Raw genomic sequence first — 18,060 nt, forward strand, 5'->3', positions numbered from 1 at the left:
GCTTTAGCCGGCTGGCAGGTCACGGCGGCGACAGGCGGAACCTGAAACGGGACAATATCAACGATATCAACGATATACAAGAGACCGCCGGTTTGCTCAAGTATGCACTTGAGCAAACCGGCGGTCTCTTTCGGTATCGAGGATCCGTCAGGTCATTCGCCGCTTTGGCCGTCTCCTTCGGCAGTGTCCGCCGCATCCGCGACGACGGCTGGATCCGCTGCATCCGAGGTTTCCGAACCATCCGTGGAGCTGCCGTCAGTCTCAGCAGCCGTATCGTCAGCTTGGCTCGCATCCGTCGTGCCGCCATCTTCATCCGCCGCTGGAGCAGCGGGATCCTCACTGCGGTCGGGATCCTCCGTGTGCGCCGGGCCAGTCTGGCCGGCTGCATTGTCCGTACCACCGTCACCGTCGTCATCGCGGTCGATGGCATCGTCATCGGGGAATCCGGCCTCATTCAGGTCATCCATGGTGATCACCGATTCAACCGGCGGAATCGTTTGAGTCTGGCCGCTGTCCTCGGTTTCCGTCTCATCGTCTTCGACGGTGTTGTCGTCGATATCGGCCTCGCTGGCCTCTTCGAGCAGCTCGATCTGGCCGCGCTCCTCACGCGGGGACTGGGCGATGACGTCGATGTGCACGTCATCGTACGCGGGCTTGGACTGCACCCACAAATGCGACGGTTCCGGTGGATCGATTTCGGAATGTTCCCCGCAACCATGGTCAAGCGAAACCACACGGCCGTCATCCGGGCTCCACTTGTTCGCGCACACGCCGAACATGCGGTCGAAATCGCCTTTCAGCGGCACGAAGAACCCACAAGTCGAGCACAGATTGCCGGCGGCGGTTTTCGTTGACAGCGCTTTGGGACCATGGGGGCCCTCATACCAACGTTTCGCGGTCTGGTCCCGTCCCAATGGGCTGAGCACGTGACGGCGGGACAGCATGAACTCCTCGACTGCGTCGTCAAGATCCTCCGACGAGGTGACCGGCGCCGCATCTTCCGGGGTGTCCGGCGCGCTCTCCATCGACGACTCGTCGCCATCGGCTTGGGTGCGTGCCTGTTCGCCGTCAGCTTGGCCTGCGTCGAGCAGGGCGGCATCCTGTGCAGATGCGGTGTCCCTCGGCTCCGTACGGCGGAACCCGTCTTCCAGCCGGGAATCGTCCGGTTCGGTCCCGATTGAATCGGTCACTGACAAGTCGGTGGGCAGCAGGCGATCCTTCCACGGCACCCAAGCGGGAGGCATCAGAGCCTGATCCGTCGGCACCAGCGATGACTCATTGACCGTCCATTCGTCGATGTCCGTGTCATGATACAGCGTCACCGACCATTCCCAGCCTTCGTACCCCCGCTTCTTGGATTCGAAACGGAAATCCGTGACATGATCGTCCTCTTCGATCGAACGGGTCAACTGCCCGACCTGATCCGGCTCGTCTGCCACAGTCATCGCCACCGACCGGGCAAGCGACTGAGGGTCGATCCGTGGCGCCTCAGACCCGTCCTGCGGATTCTCACCTGTTTGCATGCTCATCATTCCTGTACGTCGAAGTCGTCGGCCAACGCGCGCATCACCGTTGCGAGTTTCTTGCTGTCCGCCGGCGAGGGGTAATGGTGCCGCCGCAGGTCGTTGCCTGCCTTGTCGAGCAGCTGAATCAGATCCTCGACGATGGCGGCCATATCGTCAGGCTTCGGGCGGGTGGCCTTGACCAGTGACGGCCCCGCGGCGATCGGCTTGACGCCCATCGCCTGCGGTCCTTTATGCCCATCGATGACAGAGAACTCGACCTTCGTGCCCTTGCGCAGCGTCGTCGTACCTTGCGGCAGCGCCGCGGCGGGCAGGAACACGTCCTTGCCCTGATCCGTGGCGATGAAGCCGTAACCTTTGTTCGCATCGAACCAACGCACCCGTCCCGTGGGCATAACTACACCTCTCATACTCCATACCAAGGCAAGCGGCGCCTGCCGTCATTGAACCAACATATCAGTCTACCGCATAGCCTTCCGTATCGGCTGTGGGCAATGTCACTTCTTGTCCGACGCAGGCGGCAGGCCTGTGCGACCTTTTGACGACTTGCGATCCTTGCCACGTTCACGCCCCTGCACCCGCTGTTCCAAGGGTTGCACGGGCACGCCGGTCTGCTTGGGATCGATCGGCAGGACAACCGTCAGGGTCAGGCCGCCGCCAGGTGTCGTGGTCGCACTGATCAGGCCGTGGTGCGCTTTGACGACCGATTGCGCGATCGCCATGCCGAGTCCGGTACCGCCCTTCTGCCTTGCCCGAGACGGATCAGCCGTGTAGAACCGCTCGAAAATCTGCAATTGCGAGGCTTCCGGCACACCGGGACCATGATCGGCGAAACGGATGACCGCATAAGGCATCCCCGATTGCAGGCTTTGCCCAACTTCCGCCGCCTCAAGGAAGGAGGTCAGCCCCTTGGCGTTCGACTGCAACCGGGCGAGCTGCTGCGGGTTGATCGACGCCTGCAGTACGCTCAGCGCGACTTCCACGGGTGAGTCAGCAGGCGTGTACCGATGGATGTTGCCGACGATATTGGTGATGACCTGCCGCAAGCGCGAGCCATCTCCGGTGAGCGTAACCGACGGGATATCCCCGGGACTGAACGCGAGCCACGTACCTTGCTGGCCGCCTCCGTGCCGCAGCGTGAGCACGCCTTTGGTGATGCCACGCTGGGGGTCGAGCGCATGCAAGTCGTCACACGCATCATTGAGCTGCGACGTGATCTGCACCTGCTGGGTGACATCGATGCCACGACCTTCATCGAGCCGGGCGAGGGACAGCAGATCTTCCACCAACACGGTCATACGCGCGCTCGAAGCCTCGATATGGCTGATCGACTCGTCCGCGCGTTCCAATGCCCCCGGCATGTCGCGCTGAAGCGTATACAGCTCGGCGTATCCGTGGATCGCGGCGAGCGGAGTGCGAAGCTCATGGCTGGCGTCGGAAACGAACCGTTTCATCTTCTCGGTCGTCTCCTGCTGCTCGTTGAAGCTTTGCTCGATCCGCGCGAGCATGGCGTTCAGCGATGCGGCCAACGAGCCGACTTCAGTGTTCTCCGGGGCGCTCGGGACACGCTGGCTCAAATCTCCGGCAGCGATTTTCGCGGCGGTTTTCTCGATACGCTTGAGCGGCGCGAGCGTACTCTGGATCAGGATGGTCGCAATCACCGCACCGATCAATACGATGGCGATGCTGACCAACGTACAGTATTTCGTCAAGGTGTTCACGGTATCGATCTGGTCACTCAACGACAGACCGATATAAATCACGCCCTTGATCTGGGCGCTGCCGTCCTCGGCTTTCTTGCCCCACGACAAGGCGAGCACCCGCCATGGGGCGTTAGCCGCCTGCAGCGTGGCGCGGCTCACCGAGCTCGTGCTCGTGCGCACGATGGCGGATGTGGTGAACGGCTGGCCGATTTTCACGTCGCCCATCGACCCGTCCGCCGGCAAATCGGGGACGGAGATGACGTTCTCACGCATGACCGGCACCAGCGGCGTGTTGAGGACATGGTAATTCGTGTCACGGATCTGCATGAAGTAGTCGTTCGGCCCGACACTGCCCTGTTCGCTGCTGTCTTTGCTGCGTAGCACATCGATATTGTCGTACACCAGCTGCGCTTGTTCGGCGAGCTGGTTATCGGTTTTCTGCAGCAGATAGTTGCCGACAAGCTCTTTGATCGAGAAGGTGATGCCTGCTGCGCACACAGTCAGCAGCACCATCATGCATGCCAGCAGTTTGGTACTCAGCGGGATCGCGTCAAAACGGTGGATCACCATGCCGCGCAGGGCATCCATGCCGCGCGCGATGGCTGCGATCGGCCGCGGGAGCCTGCCGTATCGGTTCTGGGTTGCGGGCTGCTTGCCGTCTTGGGATGTACCGGAGGCGCCACCAGACGCGTCCGGATGTGCTGAGGTTGCATGCATGTCAGGCGCCTCCCGTGTTGTCGTTGACGCGGAATCCCCGCCTGCGGTAGCGTCGCATTGCGGGGATTCCTTGGATGTGTTTCCTGGATGGAGCGGCATCAGGCGTCTTTCTTCGCCGTCTTCGGCGCACGAATCATGTATCCGATGCCTCGCTTGGTTTCGATCAGCGGGGCGACCTTGTGCTTCTCGCCGTTGTCATCTTCCACGACCACGCCGTCGACCTTCTTGCGCAGGTAGGAGATGTAGGATTCGACGATTGCGGCGTCGCCGCCCCAATCGTACTGCCAGACGTGATCCAAAATCTGGGTTTTGGACAGCACGCGTCCTTCGTTGTCCATGAGGTAGCGCAGCAGCTTGTACTCGGTGGGGCTCAGGTCCACTTGCACCCCGGCGCGAGTCACATCGTGGGAGTCCTCATTGATTTCGAGGTCGCCGACGCGGATGATCGGGTCATCGGCCTCCTGGTGGCTGGTACGGCGCAGAATCGCACGGATGCGCGCCACGACTTCTTCGAGGCTGAACGGCTTGGTGACATAATCGTCGCCGCCCACGGTCAAGCCCATGACCTTGTCCTGCGTGTCGTCGCGCGCGGTGAGGAACAGCACCGGCGAATCGATGCCTTCCTGCCGGATGCGCCGCGTCACGGTGAACCCGTCGATGTCCGGGAGCATGACGTCGAGCACGATCAGGTCTGGCCGTACCTTCTCGATAACCTCAATCGCCTCGGATCCCGAAGCTGCGGTGTTCACCTCGAATCCTGCAAAATGCAACGATGCCACGAGCAGGTCACGGATGGACGGCTCGTCGTCGACAACTACGATGGATGCTTCAATTGGTTTACTCATGCTTCCTAGCATTCCTCTTTTGTCTTCGTGTTTCCTGAGAATGTTCTGTAACTTGCTGAGAGAATCGCTTCAGATATTCGTCGACGGCCGCGGTATGCCGCTCATCGCTTGCTGACGCGCCCGTATCGGCAAGGTCAGAAGCGCTCCCCGAAGAATCGTCATGCTTGCTCTTCTGCTCTTGCCCAAATGTACCATCCGCCTTGTCGGCATGGTCGGCATGTGCATGCTTCGATGCGCCGCCCGTATGCTGTGTCCGCTTGGCCGAGCGGCGAAGCGCCTTACGCGAACGATCCTGCTTGCCGCCCTTGCTATGGGCGCCGCGAGCATTGCGCGCCAGCACAATGATGGCGACGACCAGAGCGACCAACAACACAAGCCCGGCAACGAGAACGACAGTGGATACTGTTGTAGCGCCTTTCGACGTCGAGGTTTCCTTGAGCTTGGCGATCTCGTTCATCATCGCTATCGCCGAGCCCGACCAGTCAGGCGACCCCTTCTTGGTCAAGGGCTCGGAAGCGGCTTGAGACAGCTGGTCGACGGCTTTCTGATCTTTGAGCCACTCATCGGAATTGTTGGACACCGCCACAACGAGGTTGCCGTCAGCGCTGGCGACCGCCAGCAACACGGTGTTCGGCTGCGGACTGGTCGACTGCAACAGGGTGCTCGCCCATGTCGACGGTTTGACTGTCGTCCCGAAACTGTCAAGATACAGCAACCGCACCGAAACGCCGTACTTGTTCTTCGTTTTCGTGATCATGTCAGTGACACTGGTGACATTGTCCCCGAGGAGGTTCTCCGGATCGGTGATATCGGCGCTCAGGGTCGCGCCGGTTGACGTGTCCGATGAAGACGAGGACGATGACGAAGACGATGATGTGGAAGGGCTGGGGCTCGACGCGTCGTCCGCATCGGCGTGTACCGGCAACGCCGCCACTGCGAAGATGCAGAACAACGCGATAAGAACCGCGAGCATGCGCTGCCATAAGATGCCAGACGTCTGCTGCGGCTGCCGCCGTCTTTTGACCACATATGCCGTACGGACGTGAGACATGTTCAAAAACCGCATATTGTCCACTGTAGCGGTCGGCTGCACCAAACGGGGGACGTGCGGTCAGCGGTCCGCGACGCCAACCGGCGACAACACCGTTCAGAAAGGAACACCAATGGCACAGTATCAAGTCGATTCGGAACACATCCAGTCCTCAAGCGCTGCGGTGCGCTCGTCCATCGAACAGATCAGGCAGGCGGTCCAAGGCATGTACGCGAACCTCGAGGGGCTCAACAGCGTATGGAGTGGCTCGGCATCCGCGCAGTTCTCCGGAGTCATCAGACAATGGCGAGCCGCGCAACAGCAGATGGACGCGTCGTTGGAGGCGATTGGGCTGTCACTGACCCAAGCGTCGAATGTCTACGCGGACGCCGAGGCGCAGGCTTCGCGATTGTTCACCATGTCGTGACGGCGTAGGGCGATCGCGGCAGCTTACGTTGCAGCAGTTGGCATTGCATCATCTCGCGGCGCGAAGCCCGATGCCGTCGCCTGCGCGCCTGCCTTGCCGATATGTGGCGGAACGCATGAACGCGGAGTATCGAAGGCATATCAGAAGACATTCGCCCGTGCATTCGCCGATTGTCTGCATACCTTCGACAGTCGCTCCATAACGCCAAGGGGCGCCGACGGTTTCCCGTCGACGCCCCTGAAGCATCCATATGAGTCACATGCGTCGTTTCACGCGAATGTGAGACGAATCAAGGTCGCATGGATCAGTAGCCCATGTCAGCGCCCTGAGCAGGAGCCGCAGTCTTCGGCTCCGGCTTGTTGGCAACCACAGCCTCGGTGGTCAGGAACAGGCCGGCGATGGAAGCCGCGTTCTGCAGTGCGGAGCGGGTGACCTTGACCGGGTCGGTGACACCCGCGGCCATCAGGTCTTCGAAGGTGTTGGTGGCAGCGTTGAAGCCTTGGCCTTCCGGCAGCTCACGCACCTTGTTGAAGACCACGTCACCGGAGACGCCGGAGTTCTCAGCGATCTGCTTGATCGGAGCTTCGACGGCACGGAAGACGATAGCGGCGCCAGTGGCCTCTTCGCCGGTCAGCGAAGCCAGAGCCTCGCTCTTCTCAGCCTTCTTGGCAGCCTGCACGAGCGCCACACCGCCGCCGGGCACCAGGCCCTCTTCGACAGCGGCCTTCGCGTTGCGCACAGCGTCTTCGATGCGATGCTTGCGTTCCTTGGCCTCGACTTCGGTCGCAGCGCCGACCTTGATGACGGCCACGCCACCGGCGAGCTTGGCGAGACGCTCCTGCAGCTTCTCGCGATCATAATCGGAATCGGTGTTGTCGATCTCGGAACGGATCTGGGCGACGCGGGCAGCCACGTCTTCCTTCGAACCGCCGCCGGAGACGATGGTGGTCTCGTCCTTGGAAACGATGACCTTCTGAGCGGTGCCGAACACGTCCATGTCAATGGAATCGAGCTTCAGGCCCAGCTCGTCGGAGACGACCTGGCCACCGGTGAGGATGGCCATATCCTGCAGCATCGCCTTGCGACGATCGCCGAAGCCAGGAGCCTTGACCGCGCACGTGTTGAAGGTGCCACGAATCTTGTTGAGAATCAAGGTCGGCAGCGCTTCGCCGTCGACGTCCTCAGCCACGATCAGCAGCGGACGGCCGCTCTTCATGACCAGGTCAGCCAGGTGAACGATGTCCTGCTGGCTGGACACCTTGCCCGAGGTGAGCAGGATGTACGGGTTCTCCAGCACGGCGGTCTGGTCGTCAGCGTTGGTGACGAAGTACGGGGCGATGTATCCCTTGTCGAAACGCATGCCCTCAGTGAACTCGAGATCCAGGCCGAAGCGGTTGTTGTCCTCGACGGTCACGACGCCATCCTGGCCGACCTTGTCGAGCGCTTCCGCGATCTTCTCGCCGACCTCAGGGTCAGCTGCGGAAATCGTCGCGGTGGCTGCGATCTGGTCCTTGGTCTCCACGTCCTTGGCGGAGGCGACCAGTTCCTTGACGATCTCGTCGGTGGCCTTTTCAATGCCACGGCGCAGGGCGATCGGGTTGGAGCCGGCGACTACGTTCTTCAGGCCCTCGTGGACCAGAGACTGGGCGAGCACGGTAGCGGTCGTGGTGCCATCGCCTGCGACGTCGTCGGTCTTCTTCGCGACTTCCTTGACCAGCTCAGCACCGATGCGCTCATACGGCTCCTCGAGGTCGATCTCCTTGGCGATGGAGACGCCGTCGTTGGTGATGGTCGGAGCGCCATAGGTCTTGTCGAGCACAACATTGCGGCCCTTCGGACCAAGGGTGACCTTGACGGTGTTGGCGAGCTTGTCGAGACCCGCGAGCATTCCCTGGCGAGCTTCCTCGTCGTATGCAATGATCTTTGCCATTGTTCCTCCACATATGGCTACACGGTATGTTCTTCCACCCGAGACTTTGAGTTTGCCCGACCGTCAGCTGCCGGTTATCACTCTCGGCTTCCGAGTGCTAATTGGGAGATTAGCACTCTCAGCCGTCGAGTGCCAACATCGGGTGCGGTATTGCGCTGTTGGCATGAAACGCGTGTCGCGGGCGTCGAACGGGAATAATCCCGGCACGCCAATGCCCAGCCGCTTGGATTCCAGATTGCAGCCGCGTTCATGACAGGAATCATGCGCGATGCGGGGGCTGCAGCCCATCCAACATGTCGGGCATCGTGCCCGGGCAGCGCAACAGCAACAGGATGGCCTATGCCGCGTCGCGCCATCGCATCAAACGCAGCTTTTCGCCCCTCCCCCAATGGCAGGCCAAACCGCCGGATTGCCGCACGACATGCTGATACGCAGACAAAACAACAGGCGCCCGCCTAGGACGCCTGGATGGAAAGCGCGAATGATGGTGACCGGCAGCGCCGATCAGGATGACACGCGCGGACTCAACGACAACAGGATCGCCGGATCACAACTTGGTGACCGTAGTCGCCTGGAAGCCCTTCGGCCCGCGTTCTGCCTCATATTCAACGCGGTCGCCCTCATCCAGCTTTTTGAAGCCTTCCTGCTGAATCACGGAGTAATGCACGAATACGTCATCCCCACCCTCATCCGGGGCAATGAATCCATATCCCTTACCTGCGTTGAAGAATTTCACCGTTCCTTGTGCCATATCAATCATCCCTCACATGGGCCGGTCCGCCGCAACCATTCACGCCGGCAACCGCCCACTTGGTGCCCCATTGTAGCGGGACGATGCTAAGAAACGCCGAAGCTCAGTTCATCAGCACAACGACGACCGGCGCAGACAGATTGGTGACCTGGCTGACATTCGAAATGCCCAGTTTCGCGGCGACATCCTGTGCTGTGGCAAGATCGGACTCATTCTGATACCACACCACCGATGCGCTCGGCAAATTCCCTGAAGGATTGGCCGCCACGACGTTGGTATACCCGGCGCCGCTGAGCACCGCCGCCTGCTTGGCGGCATACCCGTTCTTACGCGTGCCGTTGACCACACGAACTTGGGTGGACAGATTCGCCGACGCCGACGAGGACGCCTGCTGCGTTGCGGATTGGGACGGCGACTGAGACGCAGACGCAGAGTCGGATGCCGACGCGGACGCGGAAGACGTGTCGCTTGCGGACGCCGAAGATGAGGCGCTCGACGACGCGGACGCGCTCGACGAGGCGGACGCACTCGTCGATGACGAGGCGCTGTTCCCGCCGGAGAACAGCTTGGAACCTTCGCCGGACATGGCGGCCCACGTACCGATACCCGCGGCGGCGGCAATGACAACGACAATCAGGAACGGCACAAGACGCGATGCAATCGACCGATTGCCGCGATGCACACCGATCGGCCCCTGCGGGGGGTTATCGAACACGTCCTGCGCGTACGACTCATCAGTGTTCCGGTCTTTGCGTGCCATATGCCGTCCTTCCGAATAAATCCATTATCGAGTGTACATGCTCGACTGGGCAGCACCGGCACAAATACCGTCCGCGATGCCGGATATCCACAGCTTCGTCACGACATACGGCGTCCACAGACGGCGCCCAGACGCCCGAATCCATGAGAACGTCCATCAACGCCATAGAGTAGAAGGCATGGAACATGCTCATGTCAAACCGTTGTCCGAAATCATCGACCCGGGGTGGGCTCAAGCGCTCGCCGACGTGGAGCCGGATATCCACCGGATGGGTGATTTCCTGCGGGCGGAAATCGCTGCGGGTCGACACTACTTGCCCGCAGGCCGCAATGTCCTACGGGCATTCACCATCCCCTTCGACAGCATCAAGGTGCTGATCGTAGGACAGGATCCATATCCGACACCTGGCCACCCGGTCGGCTTGAGCTTCTGCGTCGCGCCCGACGTCCATCCGCTGCCGAAAAGCCTGATCAATATCTACAAGGAACTCAGCGACGATTTGGGCGTCCCCACCCCAATCAACGGCGACCTGACCCCGTGGACGCAGCGCGGTGTCATGCTGCTCAACCGATGCCTGACCGTCCAGACCGGCCGTCCCAACAGCCATCAAGGCAAAGGCTGGGAGCACATCACCGACCAGGCGATCCGCGCGCTCAACGCCCGGACCGACCAGGAGGGCAAGCCGAAGCCCTTGGTCGCGATTCTTTGGGGCCGCAATGCGCAGACACTCAAACCGTTGCTCACGAACGCGGCGATCATTGAATCCCCACACCCCAGCCCATTGTCGGCCTCACGCGGCTTCTTCGGGTCACGCCCGTTCTCACGCGCCAATCAAGCATTGACAGCCATGGGGGCACAACCCGTGGACTGGGCGCTCCCACCGGCGACGTCCCCCGCCTACGGTCAGCTGCAACCGGTATCCGCCAAACCGGTACCGCCGCTCGTCGCCCACACCGACACCGACACCCCGACGACCCCGGCGCCAGCACAACCCACCATGACGCCTCTGCTGTGAGCGAGGCATCCCAATCCGCTACTATGCTGGGATACCGGTCTGCGGCCAGTGCGGCCGCCAACCGACCAGCCACCAATCGTTGGAGCACACCATGGCACTTTTCCCACCACAACCGAACGTCCCGCAACCGATGCCGCCGATGCCGCAACAACCGGCGACCCCGACATCCGCGGGCCTGTCACCCGACGATCTCAACCACGCACGGCAGCTGGCCGACCGCATCCGTGCACGCTTCGCGCAGACCCTCGTCGGCCAAGACAACCTGCGTGAAGAGCTGATCGTCACCATGGTCGCCGGAGGGCACATCCTCATCGAATCCGTTCCCGGTCTGGCCAAAACAACCGCCGCACAGACACTGGCGACATCCGTGTCCGGCAGTTTCAAACGCGTGCAATGCACTCCGGACCTCATGCCCTCCGACTTGGTCGGCACCCAGGTCTTCGACTTCTCCACACAACGGTTCAGCACACAAATCGGCCCGATCCACGCCAACTTCGTGTTGCTCGACGAAATCAACCGTTCCAACGCGAAAACCCAGTCTGCGATGCTCGAAGCGATGGCCGAAGGGGCCACGACCATCGGCGGAGAACGCATCGCCCTGCCGCAACCCTTCATGGTGATCGCCACCGAAAATCCCATCGAAGAAGAAGGCACCTTCAATCTGCCCGAAGCGCAGATGGATCGATTCACCATGAAAGCGGTGATGAGCTACCCGAGCGCGGACGAAGAACAGCGCATGCTCGCCATGCTCACCCGACGCGGTTCAGACACCATCGACACCAAACAGCTTGAAGGTGAAGTCCTCTCGCTGTCCGATGTCGAATTCCTGCGCGCCGCCGCACGCCGGGTCCACGTCTCCGAAGCGATCATGGGCTATGCGGTCGATATCGTGACGACTTCACGAGGAGCCGGCACCCACCCCATCGCCAACCTGTCCGCACGCGTCCGGCTCGGTGCCAGTCCTCGCGCCTCCATCGCGCTCATCCGCGTCGGGCAAGCGGCGGCGCTGCTCGCCGGGCGCGACTATGTCATCCCCGAAGACATCAGGATGTTCGCGCACGAGATCCTGCGCCACCGCATCCTGCTGACCTTCGAAGCGCTCGCCGACGGCGTGACCAGCGACCAAGTGGTCGACTCCGTCGTGGCGACGGTGCCAGTGCCATGACCGGCCGCATGACGGGCGACGACGCCATCCGCAGGAAAATCGAGGCGCTCGCCACCACACTCACCTTGCCCACCGTAAAACGGGCGTTGGGCACCCTCGAAGGCGAACACCCCTCCCATCGACGGTTCGGCAGCGATGACATCATGGATATCCGCCCATACGAGCCCGGGGACGAAGCGCGACGCATCGATTGGCGTACCAGCGCGCGCAACGGCAGACCGATGGTCGTCCACAGGCAACGCCAAGTCACGTCACGGGTATGGATGCTGATGGACACCGGTCGGGAAATGACCGGATCGTGCGAGTCAGGCGAAATGGCCTGGCAGGTCGCGGCAAACGGGTTGCGTATGTTCGCCGCGTTGAGTTTGCGCCGGTCCGACGATATTTCACTGGTATGCGCCGATTCGGCGAGCATCACCAGAGTGCCGTTCCATGGCGGGTTCGCCCAGTTCGAGCACACGCTCGACCGGGCGCTCGAACGCCCGTGGAACCACGCGCGCAATATGGATGCCCTGTTGGACTATGCGCGGCGTATCAGCGATCGTAACGCCTTGATCGTGCTGGCCACGGATGAGCATGCGCTCGGCGAGCCGCAACTTGCCACGATGCGCACCATCGCACGGACCCACCCCATGGTAGTCATCGACGTGGCGACCATCAACCCGTTCGTCGCCCGTCGACGGGCAGTCGCCGACGCCGACACCGGCAGGAGGTTGCCGGCGCTGCTCATCAACGCTGTCAGTGCAAGCGAAGTGGACACCCACCGAAGCTATCTCGCAGCCCAGCTCGAAGCTGAATTGCAGGCAGGCGGTTCGACACTGATGCGCGCGTCATCGAGCGAAGCCATGTTCCGCACCTTCGTACACACAGTGTCCATAAGCCTTGCACGTACCGGTTTCTCGACCCGCCCCGCAACCGTTGTGCATACCCGTGACACCGCAGGCAAGGCAGGAGACCGCGCATGAGCATCACCTTAGCCGCAATCGACGGCATCGTCGCAGGCATCAAGCTCGACGACCTCAAACCCGCCCAGCCATTCGACGGCGCCGGCATGATCGTCACCGTCCTCGTAGTCGCACTCGCCTTGGCATGTCTGCTGACGGTCCTCGCCATCATGCTGTCCAAACCACGCCGGCCCCGGTCACAGCCTGCGCGTCCCCATCGCGGTGTGCATCACGAAACCAGCGGCACCAAGGCATGGCACCGGCGCATCGACGATGTGGTGGATCGGTTCCATGCCGGCGAAATCAGCCGCGATCAGGCTTTCGCGCAGCTCGCCGCATTGGCGCGCGCATACGCGTCCGGCATGTCGGAAGACACTATGGAGACCCAGACCCTGTCTGATCTCAACCGCACGGTACCGACATCCACAGGGCGCGCGAAAGCCGGATTCATGCTGTTGCGCCAGACCATCGCCGCGCTGTATCCGCCGGAATTCGCCGATGAACGGTACAATGACGCCGCCCGCACGACAAGCGTCGAGCAGGGCGCCGAATGGGTATCCACACTGGTTGAAAGGTGGCGCCGATGAGATGGCAATGGCCTTGGGCAGCGCTGATCGCCCTGTGCGGCGCCGGTGCAATCGTGGCGCTCGTATCAATGCTCGCCGCATGGCGCGAACGCCGGGCGGCAGAACGCAACCCCGACCTCAAATCGTACAGTCTCGACGAGGATCTGAACACTGATCACGCCTCCGAGCTGTTCCGCCAGTGGAGGACCTTCAGCCGGATAGCGGCAGGCGCGCTGGTCGTAGCCCTCGCGTTGTCCGTTTCGCTCATCGCGCGCCCCTCGCACATCGACGAAGGGCAGGAACGCTCGGCAAGCCGAGATATCGTCCTGTGTCTCGACGTGTCCGGCTCCACGCTTCCCTACGACCGGCAGATCATCAACACCTATCTCAAACTCGTGTCGAATTTCCAAGGCGAACGTATCGGCATGACCATCTTCAACTCGACATCACGCACGGTGTTTCCGTTGACCGACGACTATGCGCTGGTGACCCGTGAGCTCAAATCGGCTGCATCGATCCTCAAAGACGTGCAGACGCAGGATGACATCGACAAGATGAGCGATGCGGATTATCAGAAGGTCTCCGATTGGCTGGACGGGACCCAGAACAAAACCAACGCGACGTCCTTGATCGGCGACGGGCTGGTCAGCTGCGCCGCGATGCTCCCCGGTTTTGCCTATGGCAATGCTTCGCAATCGACGTCCTCCACGTCGGACACCGCGCGGCGACGTTCGTCGTCCATCGTGCTGGCAACGGACAACGTCGTATCAGGCCAGGAGACCTACACGCTCAAGCAGGCGCTCGATCTGGCCCATACCGCATCGATCAGCGTGGACGCGGTGTATGCGGGAGCCAAGGAAAGCCTGAGCGACAAGACGACCACCGATCTCAAACGCCAGATCGAATCGCACGGCGGAACATTCATGTCCCAGGCTGACGGCTCATCCATCGAGTCGATGGTCAAAACCATCGAACAGCGGCAAAGCGCGCAACACCAGCGTAATGCGCAATCCGCCGTCGATGATGCGCCCGGATGGTGGACGCTCGCCCTTGCGGCGTGCATCCTGGTATGGCTCGTATTCGCTTGGAGGCTGAGACGATGAACGGATGGACACTATCCCCCGCACTCGGCTGGCCCGCCGGTATCGCGGTCGCGGCGGTCATGACGGCATGCGCCGTCGCTGAAGTCGCCATCCATATACGCCACCGTGCGTGCAGCGATGAAACCGTCGCGTCATGCGTACGACGAACGCTGATCTGCCTGTTCACCGCCATCGCGGTGTTGACGCCGAGCACCGTCGCAAGCACCACCAGCAAAGCGGTCAACGCGACCGATATCGTCATCGCCATCGACACGACCAGTTCCATGGCGGTCAAGGATGCGACCTACGGCAGTGCGACGACGATCAGTCGTCTCGATGCTGCGAAACACGCTGTCCATGATCTGACCAAAGCCTATCCTGCAGCCAGTTTCTCCGCGTTGAGCTTCGGGGCGAGCGCCTCGCTGGATGTTCCTTTGACGCCGGACACGCTCGCCATCGACAACTGGGCAGACGCATTGGCAGTGGAATCCTCGGCGGCGTCCTCGGGATCGTCGCTGGACACTCCGCTGGACAAACTGCTGCTCACACTCAAAGATATCCGCCAACGGCACACGGATGACACCATCGTTCTGTTCCTGATCAGTGATGGCGAACAAACCTCGACCACCACCCGCAGAACCTACTCGTCGCTGCGGCGATATCTCGACGATGCGGTCGTGCTGGGTGCCGGCTCGACCACTGGCGGGAAGATTCCCGCGGACGGCTCAGATGACAGCGCCGACGACCAGGAAACCTGGGTAACCGACCCGACTACCGGGCAGCCCGGTATTTCAACGCTCAGTCCTGACACGCTGAGCACCATCGCCGACGAACTCAGCGGCAGCGCCATCATGCTGGATGCATCCCACACCGCAACCAACTCACTGCCCAAAGCGTCCAAGGCATGGCGGACCACCGCCACCGCCAAGACGCGGCAACGCACCACGCCCGTGGTCTGGCCGATCGCCATCGTCATCGCAGTACTGCTGGCATGGGAGTTGGGCGCATGGATAGCAATGTCAAGGAGACTGCTATGAACGGCACACCGTCATCACTGCCGACCCCGCCTGCCATGCGGGCGAAGCGCGCCCCGCTCGCAATCCGCATCATCATGGTCGTGCTCGCTTGCTGCGCGCTGGCCTTGGCGTTGGCGGCAGCCGCCAACCTGCAAGCCCAAAGCGCATACAACCAAGCCACTGCGAGCCTTCAAGCCAATCTGTCAGCGTCGGCGAAGAGCACTGCCGACTGGTCGACGCTCGCGGCCCGGCAGGAACAGACCGACGAGCAGTTCGCCGAGGCGCAGACGTGGAATGCTGTGCTGCTGCCGCAGCTCAAACAGCTGATTGCAGCCAACAGCGCGACATCACGGACACTGACCAAGCGCATCACAGCGGAACTCAAACAGCAGCAGGGGGCGTCGTCTTCCACCGGTTCCAGTGACGGCTCGACGCAACAGCCGTCCGCTTCAGCATCGTCGTCCTCCTCGCAGGACGGATTGAACGACGAGCAGCGCCAACAGGTGCAGGATCTGCTCAAATCCAACCAGTCCGCCTCTCCCTCGCCATCGACGAGCTCCACGGCGGGAACATCGACGCCAACCCCATCGTCCGGCTCGAGCGTCAAACCGTGGTGATTCCGTGGTGATGTTCGCCCGCAGGAACGGCTACGCCGTCGAGGGAATCAACTTTTGACCACATTGACGCGTGCGACGTGCATGCAGACACGTCATACGCTTCGATGGACGTATGACTTCATACCTATCATGCCGTGTATTGCCAACCATGGGCGGCCCGGACACATGCACATGCCGCAGGGCCGCCAACGACGCCATCGACGCGCTGGAAACCGCATATTCGCATACGCGCGGCAGTACTGCGGCACTCGACGACAGCGCGATGACCGCAACGGCCACGCCATGGCACGGCCAAGCCGCAACGCTGATGAGGCAATCCCTTGACTCGCTTATCGCCCGGAATGACGCCGTCAGGCGACGCGCGCAGATCATGCTCACCCAGTGTCGTCAGGACCGGCCATGACCTGGCACGTCACATCCCGCATCGCAGGCGGCCCCGCGTTGAGCGTCGCCGAAACGCAGCAATTCCAAGCGCTCTGCGCGTCCCTTGCTCAAGCTTCGCGGCAGATGACAATTCAGGCACGATACTGGTCCGAGGCCCGCGAACGCATCGTCTCTTACCAACTCCAATCCGGGTTCTATCCGGCGAATCAGCAGGTCAGCCCGTTCAACGCCGGCACCGCGACCGGGCATATCCCCTTGCGGTATCGCGCGTTGTCCGCCTGGTGCGACGAGCAGACCCGCGACTGCCATGCGATCGCCGAGCGGCTGGACACGCTCTGCCGGCTTGTGGCTCGCGCCCATGGTCTGTACACGGATGCCGAACACCGCGTTTCAGCGTATGGTGCGTCAATTCCTACGAATCCGTTGGCGACATCCTCACCGAGCTTGAAACAGTTCGCCGCCTCGATCCTGCAATCCATCGGATGTATCCCCGAAAGCGACGACAAGCAGCAGGCCGCGCTCGAAGCGCTGCACATCACCGCCCCGTATCATGAGGCGATCATGGCTGGGTTCAGCGCCATGGTCCTCGGCGGCATCGCGGCGTCACGGACGAGGCGCGGCATCGGCACCGGTGCAGGCGGCGTTCGGCGGGCCGACGACCTGTTCCAAGGCATGCTCACCAAGCAACGCGTCAACATCGCCGCCGGACAACTCGCCTCAATCACCTCCTCACTGAACGACCGCAGGCAAGGCAACTGCATCGATCTGACCCGACGGCACCCTTCACGCCAGATCGCGCAACCGGTCGACGGCATTACCGACGCCATCGCACAACTGCGATCCGTTGCCGAAAGCCAATATGGCACCGGCGAAGACAACGGCCTGTCATACGCGACCGTCGCCATTCAACGCTACCGGCGAGATGATGGGGGCACGGGCTGGCTGGTCATTGTGCCGGGCACTGACGGTCATGCGGATTCCCCATTCGGCTGGGCGCAGAATATCGAGCTGATGAGCGACGACGCAGACACGCGGCTTGCAGCCGACAGCGCACGCATGGTCATGGACGCCATGCATCGCGCAGGCATCAAACCAGACGACCCCGTCGCTGTCATCGGGCATTCCCAAGGCGGCATCGTGGCGGCGACACTCGCAGCAGACAGCCCGTACAACATCAGGCATATCGTCACCGCCGGCTCCCCCGTGGCGAATCATCCGATTCGAACAGGGGTCTGGGCGACAAGCATCGAAATGGATGATGAACTCGTCGCGGCGCTGGATGGGACGCCCAATCCCGCGAGCGCATCATGGCTGACCATCCATGGATCGGTCGCCCAAGCGCCGCACAATCTCGAGGCCGGCACGGATATCACCACACCAGTGCCGCAGAGCACACAAGCGCGTGAGATGTCCCACCATCTGAAATTCCATCAGGCCGCGTATGCCAACGCGCACGCGCTCGGATCGGAAGCGGTGGACTCGCACAACCGGCATTTTCGTGAGGTCATCGCCGGCACCTTGGAGGAAACCAGCTACTGGCAGGGACGCATGGCACGATGACACCGGCGTCGGCAGGAACATGGCC

Annotated in this window: 17 protein-coding genes and 1 pseudogene; 10 read left to right on the forward strand and 8 right to left on the reverse strand. The window is 61.9% G+C overall.

The window, feature by feature from the left end:
- Positions 1-152: 152 nt before the first annotated feature.
- The 5 genes from DSM100238_RS01515 to DSM100238_RS01535 form a co-directional block, all read right to left on the reverse strand.
- Complete coding sequence (locus DSM100238_RS01515) at positions 153-1,523, reverse strand: DUF3027 domain-containing protein (protein WP_338071664.1); 1,371 nt, start codon at positions 1,521-1,523, stop codon at positions 153-155.
- A gap of 5 nt (positions 1,524-1,528) precedes the next feature.
- Positions 1,529-1,918 (reverse strand): cold-shock protein, encoded by a 390-nt coding sequence (locus DSM100238_RS01520; protein ID WP_152355003.1) that lies wholly within the window; start codon positions 1,916-1,918, stop codon positions 1,529-1,531.
- 102 nt (positions 1,919-2,020) lie between these two features.
- Positions 2,021-3,943 (reverse strand): sensor histidine kinase, encoded by a 1,923-nt coding sequence (locus DSM100238_RS01525; protein ID WP_152355169.1) that lies wholly within the window; start codon positions 3,941-3,943, stop codon positions 2,021-2,023.
- Positions 3,944-4,041: 98 nt separating this feature from the next.
- Positions 4,042-4,788, reverse strand: coding sequence for a response regulator transcription factor (locus DSM100238_RS01530; RefSeq protein ID WP_152355004.1), 747 nt, complete (start codon positions 4,786-4,788; stop codon positions 4,042-4,044).
- The gene (locus DSM100238_RS01535; RefSeq protein WP_152355005.1) at positions 4,781-5,854 is read right to left on the reverse strand and encodes a TPM domain-containing protein; all 1,074 of its coding nucleotides are present in this window, start codon (positions 5,852-5,854) and stop codon (positions 4,781-4,783) included. Before DSM100238_RS01535 ends, DSM100238_RS01530 begins: the two co-directional genes overlap by 8 nt.
- Before the next feature lie 97 nt (positions 5,855-5,951).
- Between DSM100238_RS01535 and DSM100238_RS01540 the strand changes: the two genes are divergently transcribed.
- Complete coding sequence (locus tag DSM100238_RS01540) at positions 5,952-6,245, forward strand: WXG100 family type VII secretion target (RefSeq protein ID WP_152355006.1); 294 nt, start codon at positions 5,952-5,954, stop codon at positions 6,243-6,245.
- 304 nt (positions 6,246-6,549) lie between these two features.
- Here the strand turns inward: DSM100238_RS01540 and groL are convergent, their stop codons facing one another.
- The 3 genes from groL to DSM100238_RS01555 form a co-directional block, all read right to left on the reverse strand.
- Positions 6,550-8,175 (reverse strand): chaperonin GroEL, encoded by a 1,626-nt coding sequence (groL, locus tag DSM100238_RS01545; RefSeq protein ID WP_152355007.1) that lies wholly within the window; start codon positions 8,173-8,175, stop codon positions 6,550-6,552.
- A gap of 547 nt (positions 8,176-8,722) precedes the next feature.
- A complete protein-coding gene (locus tag DSM100238_RS01550; RefSeq protein ID WP_015450658.1) occupies positions 8,723-8,926 on the reverse strand; it encodes a cold-shock protein in 204 nt (67 codons plus the stop codon).
- Between the two features lie 103 nt (positions 8,927-9,029).
- Positions 9,030-9,686, reverse strand: a complete 657-nt coding sequence (locus DSM100238_RS01555) for a LytR C-terminal domain-containing protein (protein ID WP_152355008.1) — start codon at positions 9,684-9,686, stop codon at positions 9,030-9,032.
- A 178-nt stretch (positions 9,687-9,864) separates the two neighbouring features.
- Between DSM100238_RS01555 and DSM100238_RS01560 the strand changes: the two are divergent.
- The 9 genes and pseudogenes from DSM100238_RS01560 to DSM100238_RS01600 all read left to right on the forward strand — a co-directional run.
- A pseudogene (locus tag DSM100238_RS01560) lies at positions 9,865-10,563 on the forward strand (uracil-DNA glycosylase); the annotation flags it as partial.
- A gap of 229 nt (positions 10,564-10,792) precedes the next feature.
- A complete protein-coding gene (locus tag DSM100238_RS01565) occupies positions 10,793-11,866 on the forward strand; it encodes an AAA family ATPase (protein WP_152355010.1) in 1,074 nt (357 codons plus the stop codon).
- Positions 11,863-12,831 carry a DUF58 domain-containing protein gene (locus tag DSM100238_RS01570; protein WP_152355011.1) on the forward strand — a complete coding sequence of 323 codons (969 nt, stop codon included), beginning with the start codon at positions 11,863-11,865 and terminating at the stop codon, positions 12,829-12,831. The genes DSM100238_RS01565 and DSM100238_RS01570 overlap by 4 nt, the downstream gene beginning before the upstream one ends.
- Complete coding sequence (locus tag DSM100238_RS01575; RefSeq protein ID WP_152355012.1) at positions 12,828-13,397, forward strand: hypothetical protein; 570 nt, start codon at positions 12,828-12,830, stop codon at positions 13,395-13,397. Before DSM100238_RS01570 ends, DSM100238_RS01575 begins: the two co-directional genes overlap by 4 nt.
- Positions 13,394-14,479: a vWA domain-containing protein gene (locus DSM100238_RS01580; protein WP_152355013.1), complete on the forward strand. Its 1,086-nt coding sequence runs from the start codon at positions 13,394-13,396 to the stop codon at positions 14,477-14,479. Before DSM100238_RS01575 ends, DSM100238_RS01580 begins: the two co-directional genes overlap by 4 nt.
- Entirely contained in the window at positions 14,476-15,495 is a 1,020-nt protein-coding gene (locus DSM100238_RS01585) for a VWA domain-containing protein (RefSeq protein ID WP_152355014.1), read from the forward strand. The genes DSM100238_RS01580 and DSM100238_RS01585 overlap by 4 nt, the downstream gene beginning before the upstream one ends.
- A complete protein-coding gene (locus DSM100238_RS01590; protein WP_152355015.1) occupies positions 15,492-16,091 on the forward strand; it encodes a DUF6466 family protein in 600 nt (199 codons plus the stop codon). The genes DSM100238_RS01585 and DSM100238_RS01590 overlap by 4 nt, the downstream gene beginning before the upstream one ends.
- Positions 16,092-16,203: 112 nt before the next feature.
- Complete coding sequence (locus tag DSM100238_RS01595; protein WP_152355016.1) at positions 16,204-16,494, forward strand: hypothetical protein; 291 nt, start codon at positions 16,204-16,206, stop codon at positions 16,492-16,494.
- Positions 16,491-18,035, forward strand: coding sequence for an alpha/beta hydrolase (locus DSM100238_RS01600; protein WP_152355017.1), 1,545 nt, complete (start codon positions 16,491-16,493; stop codon positions 18,033-18,035). The genes DSM100238_RS01595 and DSM100238_RS01600 overlap by 4 nt, the downstream gene beginning before the upstream one ends.
- Positions 18,036-18,060: the final 25 nt, after the last annotated feature.

The sequence above is a fragment of the Bifidobacterium apri genome, from assembly GCF_009299485.1.
Classification (GTDB): domain Bacteria; phylum Actinomycetota; class Actinomycetes; order Actinomycetales; family Bifidobacteriaceae; genus Bifidobacterium; species Bifidobacterium apri.